The following is a 16,293-nucleotide window of genomic DNA, read 5'->3' as shown; positions in this document are numbered from 1 at the left end:
TCGGCCGGGGCGGCGGGCGAGGGCAAGGGACCCTGAATATCGATGGCGGAAAAGACGCACCGCACGATGGATGACTTCGCCCGGGCGTGCGGCGTGTCACGGCCGACCCTGTCGAAATATTTCGATGATCCGACGAGCGTCAAGCCGGCGACGCGCGCCCGCATCGAGGCCGCGCTTCGCTCCTCGGATTATCAGCCGAACCTCTTCGCCCGCAATCTCAACCGCAAGCGCACCCGCAATGTCGGCATCGTCGTGCCGGCGATTACCGATCCGTTCTATGCCGAGATGGTCAGCCGCATTGAACTGCGCTGCCGCGACGAGGGTTTTTGGCCGATCGTCATCTCCTCGCACGGTTCGCCCAGGCTTGAGTCGGAATCGGTCAAGACGCTCACCTCGCTCAAGGTGGCCGGCGCCATCGTGGCCCCGCTGGGATCGGTCTCCGAGCCGGGCGTCTTCGAACGGATGGGCAAAGACATCCCGATCGTCTATTTCGACACCTATATCGAGGGTGACACGCCCTTCGTCGGCAACGACAACCACCAGAGCACGTCGATCATGGTCGATTATCTCTGCCGGTCCGGCGAGCCGCCGGTGTATGTCGACATCCCGCACGTCAACCACAATTCGGGCGAGCGACTGCAAAGCTATATCGAGACGATGCGGGCCGCCGGCCTTGAGCCTGTCGTCATCAACGCGGCGCGCGACTACACCTGGGACTTCGAGCGGATCGGCCATGAATGGATGGAAAGGACGCTCGACAAGGGAGGCCTGCCTGGTCGCACGATCCTGTGCGCCAATGACCGGCTCGCCTTCGGCATCATGTCGGCCGCTTTCACGCGCGGGCTGAAGATCGGCCGCAAGCCCGATTGCGATTTCCGTGTCGCCGCCCATGACGACCACCCGTTGAGCCGCTACACCTGTCCGCCGCTCACCACCATGGCGCAGGACTTCGCCGCAATGGCCGGCCGCAGCGTCGAGATCCTGCTGGCCTTGCTCGACGAGGCCCGCCCGCCCGCGCATGACCTCGTGCGAAACGTCAAGCTCGGCGCGACCCTGGTGATGCGTCAGTCGGCCTGAGCGCGCGTCTGCAATTGGAGCCAGGCGGCGGCCTCGCTCATCGCTTGCCGCGCGGCGAGAATATAGCGGCCCATCGAGACGAAGCCGTGGATCTGGCCCGGCCAGTGCCGCAGGACCAGCGGCACCCCTTCAGCAAGCAGGCGTTCGCCATAGGCGGTCCCTTCATCGGCCAGGATATCGTGACCGGCGGTCACGACAAACGCCGGCGCCGCGCCTGCAAGGCTCGGTGCCAGCAGCGGCGAAACGCGCCAGTCCTTGATGTCGTCCGGGGTGCGCACATAGTGGTCGCGGAACCAGGCCATGGTGGCGGCGGTCAGTCCAAAGCCGTTGCCGAAACGGCGGTAGCTGTCCGCCGTCTGGCGGGCATCGGTGTTGGGATAGATCAGGATCTGTGCGGCAAGCGGCGGTGCTTGCCCGTCGCGGGCGAGCAGTGCCAGCACGGCGGCAAGGTTTCCGCCGGCACTGTCGCCGGCAACGGCGATACGGGCAGGATCGATGCCGAGATCCCCGGCGTCTTGCGCGATGAAGCGGAGCGCTGCCGCGCAGTCTTCGAGCCCGGCGGGGAATTTGTGCTCTGGTGCCAGTCGATAATCGGGGCAGACGACGAGGGCATTGGCCAGATTGGCCAGCCAGCGGCAGATCTCGTCATGCGAATCGAGATTGCCGATGACCCAGCCGCCGCCATGCAGATAGAGCACGGCGCGCGCGCCGGTTCGCGGTGCGCCGATGCCGCGATGGATGCGGATCGGAACCGGGCCGTTCGGTCCGTCGATCTGCCGCTGCGACGTCGCCGCGACCGGCTCATGTTCGCCCTGCTGCGCCGGGAACGAAGCGTTGTAGGCGGCCCGCGCCGCCGCCACGCTGCCGTTCTCGAACGGCGCACCGCCGGCCGCGCGGCCGATTTCCAGGGCACGCAGAGCATCAGGATCGAGCGTCATCGCAATCTCCGTCATGATTGCATCTAGGCGAGCAGGTCGCGCGCCTCGTCCTCCGAGAGTAGGGCCGGCTGGACGACATCGCCAGCAATGGCGACCGGGTTTTTCGTTTCGCCGGAGTGCAGGATCGCCTCCATGATCTCCAGCACATGCAGCGCCAGAGTGCCGGACGCGCGGGGCGTGGCACCTGTCGCGAGCGAACGCACGAGGTCGGCGACGCCGAGCATGCGATAGTTGGCGCGGTCGGGCGCGGCATAGGGCCAGTTGCGGGCGCCGTAGAGTTCGCCCTCGCTGGGGAAATCCTTCCACTCGGCGCCGCGCTCGGACAAGGACACGGTGCCGCCGAACGTGTCGGGGTCGGGCAGGCGCAGCGAGCCCTCCGTGCCGTGCAGTTCGATCGGATGGTTGGAGTGCTTGAAGACGTCCCATGAGGCGCCGAAGGTGACTGTCGCGCCTGACCGGAATTCGAGCAGCGACAGCACGTTGGTCGGCGTGCCGACCTTGAAGGTCGTGTTCTTGAACGGTCCCTCGGCTGATATCAGCCGCTCCTGCTGGCCCCGCGTCGCCATTGCCATGACGCGTTGGACGGGACCGAGCAAATTGACCAGCATGGTCAGATAGTAGGGGCCCATGTCGAACACCGGGCCGCCGCCCGGCTGGTAGTAGAATTGTGGGTTGGGGTGCCAGTGCTCCATGCCGCGGCCCATCATGAAGGCTGTGCCGGTCACGGCGCGGCCGATGGCGCCTTCATCCATCAGGCGGCGCGCCCGCCGCCCGGCGGCGCCGAGGAAAGTATCGGGGGCCGAGCCGAGCAGCAGCCCTCGCTTGGCCGCCTCCGACACCAGGCGGCGCCCGTCGCTGGCCGAGGTCGCCAGCGGCTTTTCGGTGAACACATGCTTGCCCGCCGAAAGCGCCGAAAGCGAAACGTCGAAATGCGCAGCCGGGATGGTCAGGTTGAGGACGAGATCGATCTCGGGATCGGCCAGCATGGCGTCGACGCCGAGCGCGCGGATGCCATATTCCTTCGCCCGCAGCGCCGCCATGTCGGCCGAGATGTCTGCGCAGGCGCGCAGCTCGATGCTGCCGAAGAGGGCGGCATTGCGCAGGTAGGTCATCGAGATGTTGCCGCATCCGACGACGCCGATCCCAAGCTTCGTCTTCGATCGTCCGTGCATTTTCTGTGTCATTCCTCCGATGCGGCCACGCTCTGCCGGATCCATTGCGCCGGCAACGGATCACTCCCCGCAAGCCGCTATACAACATTTTGAATATTGACGCGCGTAAAATTTTTATAGACCATGCGAAACCCAGGGGCGCCAAGGAAACCCAGGGCGGCGTCAAGGAATGAACAACATGACGAAGACGAAGCTCAAGGTCGGCTGCCAGACCTTCACCTGGGAAATGCTCGGCAAGGCCTGGACCGGCGGCCCCAACGATCTCCTGAAGGCGATCGCCGATGGCGGCTATGCCGGCATCGAGATCACCGACACGATGATCGGCCGCTATGCAGGCAAGCCGACGGAGTTCGCCGCGGCGCTTGGAGCATCCGGCCTGACGCTGGTCTCCTTCGCCTTCGGTTCGAAAAGCGGCTTCACGCTGAAGGACGAGATCGGCGCCGATCTCGAAACCGCGAGGCGCTGGATCGATTTCGCTGCCGCGTTCCCAGGTGCGCTTGTCTCGATGGGCTCGGCGACCGTCGTCTCCAACGGCTCGCGCGACGACGAATTCGCTATCGCCGCGGAGGTCTACAACAGGGCCGGCGAGCTCGGGCGCAAGGCCGGCGTCCAGGTCGCAGTGCATCCGAGTTCGCACCACAACACGCTGCTGTTCGACCGCGCCGACTACGACGCGATCTTTGCCTTGCTCGAACCCGACCTGGTCGGCTGGGTGCCCGATACCGGCCACATATTGCGCGGCCACAAGGACATGGCCGATACGCTTACCACCTACCGCGACCGCATCCGCTACATCCATCTGAAGGACGTCGACGCCAAGGGCGATTGGGCGATGCTGGGTAAAGGCGTCTGCGACACCCGTGAAGTGATCGAGATCGTCGGTAGGGCGCCGCGCTTCAACGGCTGGCTGGTGCTTGAGGAAGAATCCGACACGGCCGCCGCCGATCCTGCCGGCGCGGTCAAGACCAACCGCCAGACGATGCGCGGCTACGGAGCCTGAGACGATGATCAGGAAACAGGACAGGCGCCTCAGGGTCGGCGTGCTCGGCTGCGGCCCCATCGCGCAGTTCGCGCATCTGGAATCCTGCGTCAAGGCAGGCAATGCCGACCTCTACGCCATCTGCGACGCCGCACCCGACCTGCTCGCCCGCATGGGCGTCAGCTATGAGCCGCGGAAGATGTATGCCGACTATGACGAGATGCTCGCCGATCCGGAGCTGGAAGCGGTCATCGTCGCCACCTCGGACGCCTATCACGTGCCGATGTCGATCAAGGCGCTCGACGCCGGCAAGCATGTGCTGTGCGAAAAGCCGATCGGAACTTCGGTCGAGGAAGGCGAGGCGCTGGCGGCGGCGGTGAAACGCTCCGGCAGGATCCTGCAGGTCGGCCACATGAAACGCTTCGATCCGGCGCTGGAGGCGGCGCGCGACTTCGTCCGCGACGAAATGGGCGAGGTGCTGGCGCTGAAGGCCTGGTATTGCGATTCCACCCACCGCTACACCAACACGGATGCGGTGCAGCCGCTGCCTGTCACCAGCAAGCTGGCGAAGAAACCGTCCGGCAATCCGAAGGCGGATCTCCGGCAGTATTTCATGCTGGCGCACGGCTCGCATCTCGTCGATACGGCCCGCTTCCTCTGCGGCGAGATCACGGCCGTACGCGCCCGTCTCAACGAACGCTTCGGCGCCTATTGCTGGTTCGTCGAGACCGAGTTCGCCAGCGGCGCGCTCGGCCATCTCGATCTCACCGTCGCCGTACGCATGGACTGGCACGAGGGTTTCCAGCTCTATGGCGAGAACGGCTCCGTCATCGCCAAGACGTTCAATCCCTGGTACTTCCGCGCCAGCGAGGTCGATATCTTCCATGAGAAGGACGCGACCTCGCGAAAACCGCTCGGCGCCGACGGCCATTTCTTCCGCCGCCAACTGGAAGGTCTCGCCGACACGGTGCTGAACGGCGCGCCGATGCGCGGTGCCAATGTCGAGGACGGCATTGCCTCGATCCGCGCCATGGTCGCCATTGCCCGCTCCGTCGAGACCGGCGAACGGATTGAGCTCGCTTCAGTCTCGGGTGCGGTCTGATGCGTCTCGGCGTCTTCGCCAAGACCTTTGCGGGCACCGAGCCGGCTGTTGTGCTGGCGGCCGTGCGGCAGGCGGGCTATGAGACGACGCAATTCAATCTCGCTTGCGCCGGCCTGCCGTCGATGCCCGATGCGGTGCCTGACGCAGCCATTCCGGCCATCCGCGCCGCCGCCCGATCAACAAGCGTATCGCTCGCCGCCCTGTCGGGCACCTACAACATGGCGCATCCAGACAAGGCGGTGCGCGATGATGGTCTTCGCCGCCTTGCCGTCGTCATCGATACAGCCGCCGCCCTCGACATTCCGCTGGTCACGCTCTGCACCGGCTCGCGCAATGCAGCCGACCAATGGGCCTATCATCCCGACAACGCCACACCGGCCGCCTGGTCCGACATGGCCACTGAGATGGAAAAGGCGCTGGCGCTGGCCGAAGGGGCAGGCGTCGATCTCGGCATCGAGCCCGAACAGGCCAACATCGTCACCTCGGCGAAGGATGCCACCCGCTTGATCGCCGACATGGGCTCGAAGCATCTGAAGATCGTGCTCGATCCTGCGAACCTGTTCGAACATGCGACGCCGGAGGAGGCGCGCGCCATCGTTGCGGCGGCGATCGACGAGGCCGCCGGCCATATAGCCATGGCGCATGCCAAGGACAGGCATGGCGACGGCCGCTTCGCCACAACAGGGGAGGGCATTGTCGATTTTCCGGATTTCGTCGCGCGGCTGAACGCTGTGAAATTCGATGGCCCGCTTGTCACGCACGGATTGTCGGCCGACGAAGCTCCCGCCGTCGCCGCGTTTCTGCGCGGGCTGCTCCGATGAGCGTCGCACCGACAATGATGCTTCGCGACGATGCTGCGCTTCGTGTCTTCGACACGGAGCAAGGTAGGCTTTCCGTCGTCTTCCAGCACGGTCTCGGCGGTGACGCCGCCCAGGTGGCGCAGAATTTTTCCGACAGCCCGTCGCGACGCCGGCTCACCGTCGAATGCCGGGCCCAAGGCGGCTCCGGTGCCGGCCACAAGCGCCCCTTTTCGATCGCCATGTTCGCCGACGACGTGCTGGCCGCCGCCGATGCGGCCGGCATCGAACGCTTCGTCGCCGGCGGCATCTCGATGGGTGCGGCGATCGCGCTGCGCCTGGCCGTCCGGCATCCCGAGCGCGTCACCGGCCTGGTGCTGGTCCGGCCTGCCTGGGCCTTCGACGCGGCCCCTGAAAACATGCGTCCCTATGCGGAAGTGGCCGAGCTCATCCGAAACCGTCCGCCGAACGAGGCGCGCGCCATCTTTGCCGCTTCGGCCACGGCGGCCCGGTTCCGCGCCGAGGCACCCGACAATCTAGCGTCCTTGCTCGGTTTCTTCGAACGCGACAATGCAGCGGACTTCGCCGAAATGATGCGGGCAATCGCCGGCGATGGGCCCGGCGTTTCGCGGGCCGCAGCCTCTGCGCTCTCAATCCCCACACTCGTCGTCGGAAGCGGCGTCGATCTCGTCCATCCCTTGGCGACCGCGCGCGAACTGGCGAAGACAATCCTCAACGCGATCTTCACCGAGGTGACACCGAAGGCCACCGACAAGGATCGCCACTTCGCCGAAATCCGTGCCGCGATCGGCGGCTTTCTCGATAAAAATTTCAACAACCAGGACCAGTCATGATCTCGAAACCCCTTTCAGGCCCGGCCGCTATCGCCGCATTGCCGCGCGATCGTCTGATCGCTGAATTCTCGTCTTGGTCTGCCAATCTCGCCAATTTCGAGAGCGACTTGAAGCGCATCGAACCCTATGTCGACCTTCACCACATCGATGTCGCTGACGGCCACTTCGCGCCGTCCTTCCTGTTCTTCCCCGATCTGGTCGCTCGCATCGCCAAGCTGACGGCCAAGCCCATCCATGTCCATCTGATGGTCGACGGGACAATCGTCGAGGAACAGACGCGCCAATTCATCGAGGCCGGGGCCGACATGATCAGCGTCCATGCCGAGAACGGCGAGGCGGGTCTGCGCGCGGTTCGGCTGGCACGGCAACTCGGCGCCGGGGCCGGCGTCGTGCTGCGGCTGGAAACGCCGATCGAAGCGGTGGGGCCCTTTGTGTCCGAAGTCGCGTTCGTCACGCTTCTGGGAACCGCGATCGGCGTCAAGGGGCAAGGCCTTTCGGAGAAAGCCTGCGACAGGTTGGTTGAGGCCCGCGCCATCCTGCGCAAGACCGGCCGCGAGGCGGACGTGGTTCTTGCCGCCGACGGCGGCATCCGCCACGAGACGGTGCCGCTGCTGCGTGCCGCGGGCGCCGAGACCGTCGTTCTTGGTTCGCTCGCCTTCGGTGACAAGGATCTGGCCGGCCGCATCGGCTGGCTGCACGGGCTGAAAGTCGCGGCATGAGCAACGAGGCCGCTCTCGCGATCGATCTTGGCGGCACCGAGCTTCGTGCCGCCCTGGTCGACCATGATGGCAAGATACTGGCATTCGCGGCGGTGCCGACACAGGCGCAGGCCGGTCCCCAAGTGGTGATCGGCCAGATCGAGGCTCTCGCCGCGACCATCCATGCCGAGGCGCCGGCCCTCGCCATCCTCGGTGTCGGCGTCGGTGCGCCGGGACCGCTCGATCCGCTGGCCGGCATCGCCGTCGGGCCGCCGACGCTCGCCGGCTGGCTGGACGTGCCGCTGGCCGACATCCTCGAGCGGCGGCTCGGCTTGCCGGTGCGGCTGGAGAACGACGCCAATGCCGCGGCACTTGGCGAGTGGCGCTTCGGCGCCGGCCACGGTGCCCGTTCGCTTGTCTTCGTCACCGTCTCGACCGGCATTGGCGGCGGCGTCGTCGCCGACGGGCGCATCCTGCACGGCCGCCGCGGCCTTGCCGCCGAGATCGGCCATATGACCATCACCGATGGAGGCGAGCGCTGCATGTGCGGTGTCGTCGGCTGTTTCGAGGCCATCGCTTCGGGCACCGCGCTCGGCCGCCGCGCCAATGCCGCGACGTCGGCCTTCGACGGCTCGACGCTGCGCCGCCTCTCGGCCAACGGCGAGGTGACGGGCCGCCATGTCGTCGATGCGGCGCGGCTGCAGGACGATCTCGCCCTGGCCCTGCTCGAGGAGGAAGCGCGCTGGCTCGGCGTCGGCTTCACTAACCTCCTGCATCTCTATTCGCCCGACGTGCTGGTCGTCGGCGGCGGCATCGCCAATGGCCTCGATCTGATGGCTCCGGCAATAGAGGCGACCATCCGCCAGCGCGCCATGCGCGCCTATCGCGACGTGCCGGTGGTTCAGGCCCAGCTCGGCCGCCACGCCGGGCTGATCGGCGCGGCGAGCCTTGTCCTGTTCGACGACGGCACAGCCCGCGTGCCTGTCGAAGGGCCAAGCAGATATCCCGGACACGAGGGCGGACACTGATGGCCGAGCTCAAGCTGCGCGGCGTGCGCGTCCTGCTGCCTCACACGGTGAGCACACGAAAAACGGCCGGAGGCGGCGATGCCTCCGGCCATTTGCTATCGCTGTGCGGCCGTTGTGATTACTCGGCTGGAACGATGTCCGCCGGCAGGCTGTCGTCGGCCGTTCCCGCCAGCGCCCTGGCCAGCTTGGCCTCGTCGAGCTCGCCTTCCCAGCGCGCCACCACCAGCGTCGCCACCGCATTGCCGACGAAGTTGGTCAGCGCCCGGCATTCCGACATGAAGCGATCGACGCCGAGGATCAGCGCCATGCCGGCGACAGGCACAGCCGGCACCACCGAAAGCGTGGCGGCAAGGGTGATGAAGCCGGCGCCGGTGATGCCGGCCGCCCCCTTGGAGGAAAGCATCGCCACCAGGAGCAGCAGGATCTGGTCGCCGAAGGAGAGGTGGATGTTCGTCGCCTGCGCGATGAACAGCGCGGCCAGCGTCATGTAGATGTTGGTGCCGTCGAGGTTGAAGGAATAGCCGGTCGGGATGACCAGCCCGACCACCGAGCGCTTCGCGCCGGCCTTCTCCATTTTCTCCATCAGCGAGGGCAGTGCCGCTTCCGAAGACGAGGTGCCCAGCACCAGAAGCAGCTCCTCCTTGATGTAGCGGATCAGCGACAGGATGGAGAAGCCGTTGTAGCGGCAGACGGCGCCCAGCACGATGAACACGAACAGAAAAGCGGTCATGTAGAAGGTGCCGACCAGCATGGCGAGGTTGATGACCGAGCCGATGCCGTATTTGCCGATGGTGAAGGCCATGGCACCGAAGGCGCCGATCGGGGCTGCCTTCATCAGCACGCTGACCAGCTTGAACATCGGCGCCATCAGCGCCTGCAGGAAATTGAGCACCGGCGCGCCCTTGTCGCCGACCAGGGCCAGCGCGATGCCGAACAGCACCGAAAAGAACAGCACCTGCAATATGTCGCCGTCGGCGAAGGCGCCGACGATGGTCGTCGGGATGATGTTCATCAGGAAGCCGGTGACCGACTGGTCGTGCGCCTTGGCGGCGTAGCTGTTGACGGTCGCGGCGTCGAGCGTCGCCGGGTCGATGTTGAAGCCGGCCCCGGGCTGCACGACATTGGCCACGATCAGGCCGATGATGAGCGCCAGTGTCGAGAAGGTGAGGAAGTAGAGCATCGCCTTGCCGGCGACGCGGCCTACCTTCTGCAGGTCGCTCATGCCGGCGATGCCGGTGGCGACCGTCAGGAAGATAACCGGGGCGATGATCATCTTGACCAGCTTGATGAAGGCGTCGCCAAGCGGCTTCATGCTCTCGCCGAGCGACGGATAGAAATGGCCGAGCAGGATACCGACGGTGATCGCCACCAGCACCTGCACGTAGAGTTGGGCGTAAAGCGGCTTGCGCTGCGCGGCGGGCGCGCGTGATTGGTCTGCCATGTGCATCTGCTATCTCCCTGGCCGGAGGGAACGGCACGCGCCGCCCCGCAAGACTTCTCCCATCGCGGCGCTCCGGTCGCTCGCCGCTGTCGAGAGTTTTGCAAGCGCCGTGCCAGATCGAGAAAAGGCCGGAACCCTGGATTTCCGGCGGTTTTGTCCCCGTTTCAATGGAGGCCTGTGCGGATTTCCGCACTCACCCTTGTTTGCCTGGGCGGAGTTTCGCATTACAGTGGCTGCTGAACAGCGAACGGTGGAGAGGGCAGACGCCGCAGGCAGACATCGATAGCGCATCCCCGGAATTCGCCGGCCGCGACCTGCTGCGTGAAGCGATGGCCAGGCTGCGTGACGGCCGCTGGCTCATTCTCCTGATCGGCCTGGCAATGCTGGCGGGAGCGGTCGCGATTGCCGGGCGCCTTGCCGCCAACCAGGCTGCCGGCGATCTCCGCGACGGAGCACTGGCAGCCTTGCCGCTGGCGGCGGGCACCTTGACCGGCGAAATCGAAAAGCAGCGTCTCGTTCCCTTGGTGCTGGCACGCGACGATGCCGTGCGCGACGCGTTGCGCCGGGCCGGCAAAACGCAAGAGACAGCGCTCGACGACAAGCTCCGCGCCATTGCCGCCGACGCCTCGGCATCCGCCATCTATGTCATCGACACGGCAGGCATCGCGATATCGGCCAGCAACGCCGGCGAGCCGGGCAGCTTCGTCGGCATCGACTACAATTTCCGCCACTATTTCACCGACGCCATGACCAAGGGCGCCGCCAGCCAGTATGGCCTCGGCACGATCAGCGGCAGGCCGGGACTTTATCTCGCCAGCCGCGTCGATGACGGCAAGACGCCGCTCGGCGTCGCCGTACTGAAGGTCGAACTCGACGGCGTCGAAGCCAATTGGCGCTCCAGCGGCTTTGTCGTATTTGTCACCGACGAGCGCGGTGTCGTGCTGGCGACCAGCTGGCCCGAGTGGCGGTTCCACGCGCTTGCGCCGCTCTCGGCCGCGGATGCCGCGACAGCTCACGCGCAGCTTCAACTTGCCGAAACCGGCTTCGAACCGCTGCCGATACGACGCGGTGCCGGTGACGGCCTGGCGACAATCGACAATGCCGGAAAATCGCGCCAGTTCGTCGAAGTGGCGCAGGACCTGCCCGGCGCCGTTCCCGGTTGGCGTCTGTGGCTGCTCACGCCTGCCGATGCCGCTTTGACGTCGGCAGCCAACACGGCACGCCTGACCACGCTGCTGGCGCTGCTGTTCACGGGTTTACTTGCCTACGTGCTTCTCAGGCGCCGCCGTGCGCGCCGCGTGAGGCAGGAAGCGCTGGCGCGCATGAATGCTGAACTGGAGAGCAGGGTAAGCACGCGAACGGCGGAACTGACCCGCTCCAACACCGCCCTTGCCGGCGAGATCGCCGAGCGCGAAAACGCCGAGGCCAAGGTCCGCCGACTGCGCGACGACCTCGCCCAGGCCAACCGGCTTTCCATCCTCGGCCAGATCGCCGCCGGCGTCGCGCATGAGATCAACCAGCCGGTGGCGGCGATACGCACCTACGCCGAGAATGCCGGCCGCTTCCTGCATGGCGACAAAGTCGAATCCGTCTCGGGCAACCTGACATCGATCGTGTCGATGACCGAGCGCATCGGCGCCATCACCAGCACGCTGCGCACCTTCGCACGGCGGCCAGGCGTCGCCGCCTCGCCATTGCCCGTGCGCGAAGCGATCGACGGCGCGCTGTCGCTCCTGTCCGGCCGCATCCGCGATTCCGGCGTGACCGTCGTCAAGCCGCGCGGCACCGCCTCGCCGACGGTCATGGCCAGCCGAATCCGGCTGGAGCAGATCCTGGTCAATCTCTTGCAGAATGCGCTGGATGCCCTGAAGGACCGGCCCGATCCGCGCATCGAGATCGAGCTTGCCGAGCGCGACGACAGGGTGCTGGTTTCGGTGCGCGACAATGGACCTGGCCTCGGGCCGGAAGCGGCCGGCAATTTGTTCATGCCGTTCCAGACCACCAAGGAAAAGGGGCTTGGCCTCGGTCTGGTGATCTCGCAGGAGATCGCCCAGGAACTGGGCGGCACGCTGCGCCTCGATCCGGGCAGCACGAAAGGCGCATCCTTCACCATAGATCTGAGGCGAATTGAATGACTGAGGGATCAGGGCTGGTCGCGCTCGTCGAAGACGACGCGGATCTGCTTCACGCCACCACGCAATTGCTCGAGCTTGCCGGCTTCGGCGTGATCGCGTTCAAGGCCGCGGAGGCAGCGCTTGCCGCCGTCGACCGGGATTTCCAGGGCGTGGTTGTCAGCGATATCCGCATGCCCGGCATGAACGGCTTGCAGCTGTTCGATCGCATCAGGGCGATCGACATCGACATACCGGTGATCCTGGTCACCGGGCATGGCGATGTCGATCTCGCGGTGGCGGCGCTCAAGGACGGCGTCTACGATTTCATCCCGAAACCCTATGCGGGCGAGCGCCTTGTCGAGGCACTGAAGCGGGCAAGCGAAAAGCGGCGGCTGGTGATGGAGAACCGGCGGCTGCACGAGGCCGCCGCACAGGCCGCCGACGGCCTGCCGCTGATCGGCGAGGCGCCCGCCATCCGCCGCCTGCGCGAGACCTTGCGTCAGATCGCCGACATGGATGTCGACGTGCTGGTGGAAGGGGAGACCGGCACCGGCAAGGAGGTGGTGGCGGATCTCCTGCACCGATGGGGCCGGCGCCGCGCAAAGCCTTTCGTGGCGCTGAATTGCGGCGCTCTGCCGGAGACCGTCATCGAGAGCGAGCTGTTCGGCCACGAGCCGGGCGCGTTCACCGGGGCGCAGCGGCGGCGAATCGGTCGCATCGAGCATTCGAGCGGCGGCACGCTGTTCCTCGACGAAATCGAATCCATGCCGCCGCCGCTACAGGTCAAGCTGCTGCGGGTGCTGGAAACGCGCAGCCTCACCCCGCTCGGCTCCAACGAAACGCGCCGCCTCGATCTGCGGGTCGTCGCGGCAACGAAGGTCGATCTGGGTCGGCCGGACCAGCGCGGCGATTTCCGCGAGGATCTCTATTTCCGCCTCAACGTCGTGACGCTGCGCATCCCGCCGCTGCGCGAGCGGCGCGGCGACATCCCGATGCTGTTCGGGCATTTCCTGGGCAAGGCCTCGCAGCGTTTCGGCCGCCCGGTCGCGGCGGTGAATGCCGCGGTGAGCGACCATCTCCAGTCGCATGACTGGCCGGGCAATGTGCGCGAGCTCGCGCATTTTGCCGACCGCGTCGCGCTCGGCCTCGGGCCCGACGAGGAGGCCAGGGCAACGTCCGCGCGCTTGCCGGAGCCCTCAGCGGCGCTGCCCGGACGGGTCGGCCGCTACGAGGCGCAACTCATCCGGGAAGCCTTGCGCGATCATGCCGGCGACGTGCGCGGGGCCATCGACGCACTCGGCGTGCCGCGCAAGACCTTCTACGACAAGCTGAAGCGCTACGGCATTTCCGCCTCCGAATTCCGCAATGGTGGCGACCCGGACCGGCACGCTGTTCGGGGACGGACATAGGCGTTGCGCAGGCGCTCCGGCCTTCGTAACTCTGTTCGTCTCCCGTTGCACATTTCGGATGAGCCATGATCACGACACTTGAAACGACGGCAACCCCCTTGCCCGAGGAGCTCGCCTTTCTCGGCGAGCGTTTGATGGCGTTCAACGACGGCGATGTCGGCGCTTCCGAAAGGAAGGCCCTTGCGGTGTTCGTGCGTGATGAGGCCGGCGCGATTGTCGCGGGCATTTCGGGCTACACCGCCTGGGGCTGGCTTTACGTGCAATGGCTGTGGGTCGACGAAAGGCTGCGCGGCCGGCACATGGCCGGCACGATGCTGGACGCGGCTGAGAAGGAGGCGATGGCGCGTGGCTGCCAGAACGCCTGGATCGACACCTTCAACCCCAACGCCGCCAGGGTCTATCAGCGCCAGGGCTATCAGCCCTTCGGAACACTCGCCGATTTCCCCGTCGGCCGCAGCCGCGTCTTCCTGCAGAAAAAACTGTCGGCGGGCTGATCAACCGGCCAGCCGTCCGCCGCGCATCGGCTGCGGCGCGCCCGTCGTGCTGGGAAAACTGATCGGCAGGCCGCGCAGCACGCGCACCGCCAAAAAGGCAAAACATTCTGCCTCCACCGCGTCGCCGCTCCAGCCGAGGCTTTCGGCCTGCACCACCTCGATACCGGCGCGGCTGGCGATCATTGCCATCATCGTCGGGTTGTGGCGACCGCCGCCGCTGACCACCAGTCTTTTCGGCCGGCTCGGCAGAAGGTCGAGTGCCTTGCCGACCGCGGCGGCGGTGAAGGCGGTCAAAAGCGCGGCGCCGTCCTCGGCGCTCAGGCCATCCGCCATGGTGGCGCCGAAGTCGAAACGGTCCAGCGATTTCGGATAGGGTTTGGTCAAATAGGGGTGTTGCAGCAGCTTGGCGAGCCGGGCTTCGTCGACCGTTCCCCCCCGGCCAAGCGCGCCGTCGCGGTCCATTTCGCCGAGCCCCTTTGACTTGATGAAGTCGTTGAGCGGCGCGTTGGCGGGGCCGGTGTCGAAGGCAACGACATTGTCGCCGCCGTCCCACCAGGTGATGTTGGCGACGCCGCCCAGGTTGAGCACGGCTACCTCGCCGCTGGCGCCGGCGCTGCGCATCAGCGCGGTGTGATAGGCGGCCGCCAACGGCGCGCCCTGTCCTCCGGCGCGCATGTCGGCAGAGCGGAAATCATAGGCGACCTTGGTGCCGAGGATCGCATGCATCAACTCGCCGTCGCCGAGCTGCCGGGTCTGGCCGAGCCGGCCGATTTGCGGCGCGCGATGCAGCACGGTCTGGCCGTGGAAGCCGACGACGCCGATGTCAGCCATCGTCATCCCATAACCTTCGACGAGCTCCCCGACCGCCGCCGATTGCGCGCGCGTCAGCGCCTCCTCGGCGTCGCGGAAGATCGCCGGCTCCGGTCCGGTGAAATTCCAGGCTCGCGCCTGCTTCAGCGTCTCTTCCAGCAGCGAGCGGATCGACGGGGGGTAGGGCATCAGCCGGTAGGTGCCGAAATCGTCGATGCGCTCGCCATCGGTCTTGATCAGGGCGACATCGATGTTGCCGTCCAGCACGGTGCCGGTCATCAGGCCGACGGCCCAGATGGATTCCATTATCGAACTCCATTGATGAGATCGCCGACCGCTTGGCGAAGCGCGACGATTCCGCTGTCGAAGTGACGTGTCGGATGGATCCGGTTGGTAAGCAAGGTCCAGGCCTTGCCTCTGTCGAAGTCGATCCACAGCCCCGTGCCGGTAAAGCCGGTATGGCCTATCGTTCCGGGGCCGCACAAAGCGCCGCCGGACCAGCCGTCATAGGGACGCTCCCAGCCATGGGTGCGGGTGGCGGACAAGGGCGTGCGCATCGGCGCGATCGACCGTTCGGATGCGCCGGTCAGCAGCCCTTGGGCGAAATCGAGCACCGAGGCCGCCGTGCCGAACAGGCCGGCATGGCCGGCCCCTTGCAGCGCCGCGCAATTGTCGTCGTGAACCTCGCCGGACAGAACCCGATGGCGCCAGGTGCAGTCTTCTGTTGCAGCGGCGAGATCTGGCTCGGCGGACCACGCAAAGCCCGGACCGGGCTCCATGTCGCGGATGGTTTTGCCCGACAGCCGCTCGAGCGCAAAACCGAGCAGGATGAAATTGATGTCGGAATAGACCGGATCGCGGGCCCGCCATTCCCGTTGCAGGATGAAGGCGCGCAGCAAGTCGGGGTCGCGCCCGTAAGTGTAGATCGGTTCGACGGCCGGGAAGGGCGTCTGGTGCCCGAGGCACTGGCGAAACGTCACCTTCCGCTCCCAGGCACTCGCGTCATATTGGCGAAGGTCCGGCAGCACCGAGACGAGTGGTGCGTCGAGATCGATGGCACCGTCCTGAGCCAGCGCCAGAATGCGCGGCGTGGTGAAGATCACCTTGGTCAGGGATGCCAGGTCGAACCAGGTCTCCTCACGCATCGGTCGCTGCTTAGGCACGAGTTGGGCTGAGCCGATCGCCCTGGTGATGCGGTCGCCATTCCTGTCAACGATGCCGAGCACGCCACCGGGGATGCGCTTGGCGGCAACTGCCGCTGCGAGTGGTTGGAACGCGCGGTCGAAGATCTGGGCGAGGTTGGTCAATGCGGGCCTCCTGAAAGGCCGAGTTCCGTCACACCCCCCTCTGCCCGGCAGGACAGAGGGGGGTGCTGTCCCG

The 16,293-nt window shown here is 66.3% G+C and carries 15 protein-coding genes; 10 read left to right on the top strand and 5 right to left on the bottom strand.

From position 1 onward, the window contains the following. Positions 1-42: 42 nt before the first annotated feature. Positions 43-1,077: a LacI family DNA-binding transcriptional regulator gene (locus FJ986_RS16930; RefSeq protein WP_140497700.1), complete on the top strand. Its 1,035-nt coding sequence runs from the start codon at positions 43-45 to the stop codon at positions 1,075-1,077. Here the strand turns inward: FJ986_RS16930 and FJ986_RS16925 are convergent. Then, positions 1,065-2,015 (bottom strand): alpha/beta hydrolase, encoded by a 951-nt coding sequence (locus FJ986_RS16925; protein WP_140675214.1) that lies wholly within the window; start codon positions 2,013-2,015, stop codon positions 1,065-1,067. The two genes, FJ986_RS16930 and FJ986_RS16925, sit on opposite strands and share 13 nt — an antisense overlap. A 23-nt stretch (positions 2,016-2,038) precedes the next feature. Further along, complete coding sequence (locus FJ986_RS16920; RefSeq protein WP_140514586.1) at positions 2,039-3,187, bottom strand: Gfo/Idh/MocA family oxidoreductase; 1,149 nt, start codon at positions 3,185-3,187, stop codon at positions 2,039-2,041. A 178-nt stretch (positions 3,188-3,365) separates the two neighbouring features. Between FJ986_RS16920 and FJ986_RS16915 the strand changes: the two genes are divergently transcribed. The 6 genes from FJ986_RS16915 to FJ986_RS16890 are packed head-to-tail and all read left to right on the top strand — an operon-like array spanning position 3,366 to position 8,645. After that, positions 3,366-4,187, top strand: coding sequence for a sugar phosphate isomerase/epimerase (locus FJ986_RS16915; RefSeq protein WP_140675129.1), 822 nt, complete (start codon positions 3,366-3,368; stop codon positions 4,185-4,187). A gap of 4 nt (positions 4,188-4,191) precedes the next feature. Then, positions 4,192-5,268 carry a Gfo/Idh/MocA family oxidoreductase gene (locus tag FJ986_RS16910; protein ID WP_140675127.1) on the top strand — a complete coding sequence of 359 codons (1,077 nt, stop codon included), beginning with the start codon at positions 4,192-4,194 and terminating at the stop codon, positions 5,266-5,268. Beyond that, positions 5,268-6,089, top strand: a complete 822-nt coding sequence (locus tag FJ986_RS16905) for a sugar phosphate isomerase/epimerase (RefSeq protein ID WP_140675124.1) — start codon at positions 5,268-5,270, stop codon at positions 6,087-6,089. Before FJ986_RS16910 ends, FJ986_RS16905 begins: the two co-directional genes overlap by 1 nt. Next, positions 6,086-6,919 (top strand): alpha/beta hydrolase, encoded by an 834-nt coding sequence (locus tag FJ986_RS16900; protein ID WP_140672702.1) that lies wholly within the window; start codon positions 6,086-6,088, stop codon positions 6,917-6,919. The genes FJ986_RS16905 and FJ986_RS16900 overlap by 4 nt, the downstream gene beginning before the upstream one ends. Next, entirely contained in the window at positions 6,916-7,638 is a 723-nt protein-coding gene (locus FJ986_RS16895; RefSeq protein WP_140672701.1) for a ribulose-phosphate 3-epimerase, read from the top strand. The genes FJ986_RS16900 and FJ986_RS16895 overlap by 4 nt, the downstream gene beginning before the upstream one ends. Next, entirely contained in the window at positions 7,635-8,645 is a 1,011-nt protein-coding gene (locus tag FJ986_RS16890) for an ROK family protein (protein ID WP_140675122.1), read from the top strand. Before FJ986_RS16895 ends, FJ986_RS16890 begins: the two co-directional genes overlap by 4 nt. A gap of 118 nt (positions 8,646-8,763) precedes the next feature. Here FJ986_RS16890 and FJ986_RS16885 read toward each other — a convergent pair whose 3' ends face one another. Then, a complete protein-coding gene (locus FJ986_RS16885) occupies positions 8,764-10,092 on the bottom strand; it encodes a dicarboxylate/amino acid:cation symporter (protein ID WP_140497716.1) in 1,329 nt (442 codons plus the stop codon). A gap of 323 nt (positions 10,093-10,415) precedes the next feature. Between FJ986_RS16885 and FJ986_RS16880 the strand changes: the two genes are divergently transcribed. The 3 genes from FJ986_RS16880 (at position 10,416) to FJ986_RS16870 (ending at position 14,103) form a co-directional block, all read left to right on the top strand. After that, positions 10,416-12,221 (top strand): sensor histidine kinase, encoded by a 1,806-nt coding sequence (locus FJ986_RS16880; protein WP_140514595.1) that lies wholly within the window; start codon positions 10,416-10,418, stop codon positions 12,219-12,221. Then, the gene (locus FJ986_RS16875) at positions 12,218-13,609 is read left to right on the top strand and encodes a sigma-54 dependent transcriptional regulator (RefSeq protein WP_140514597.1); all 1,392 of its coding nucleotides are present in this window, start codon (positions 12,218-12,220) and stop codon (positions 13,607-13,609) included. Before FJ986_RS16880 ends, FJ986_RS16875 begins: the two co-directional genes overlap by 4 nt. A 65-nt stretch (positions 13,610-13,674) precedes the next feature. Then, the gene (locus FJ986_RS16870) at positions 13,675-14,103 is read left to right on the top strand and encodes a GNAT family N-acetyltransferase (RefSeq protein ID WP_140514598.1); all 429 of its coding nucleotides are present in this window, start codon (positions 13,675-13,677) and stop codon (positions 14,101-14,103) included. On the opposite strand, the gene FJ986_RS16865 is transcribed toward FJ986_RS16870, so the two are convergent. Both FJ986_RS16865 and FJ986_RS16860 read right to left on the bottom strand, forming a co-directional pair. Beyond that, positions 14,104-15,219: an anhydro-N-acetylmuramic acid kinase gene (locus FJ986_RS16865; RefSeq protein ID WP_140520910.1), complete on the bottom strand. Its 1,116-nt coding sequence runs from the start codon at positions 15,217-15,219 to the stop codon at positions 14,104-14,106. After that, positions 15,219-16,220, bottom strand: coding sequence for a serine hydrolase (locus tag FJ986_RS16860; RefSeq protein WP_140520909.1), 1,002 nt, complete (start codon positions 16,218-16,220; stop codon positions 15,219-15,221). Before FJ986_RS16860 ends, FJ986_RS16865 begins: the two co-directional genes overlap by 1 nt. Positions 16,221-16,293: the final 73 nt, after the last annotated feature.

Source organism: Mesorhizobium sp. B1-1-1, from assembly GCF_006442955.1.
Classification (GTDB): domain Bacteria; phylum Pseudomonadota; class Alphaproteobacteria; order Rhizobiales; family Rhizobiaceae; genus Mesorhizobium.
The sequence above is the reverse complement of the archived record's forward strand: the minus strand, read 5'-3'. Positions and strand labels throughout refer to the sequence as shown.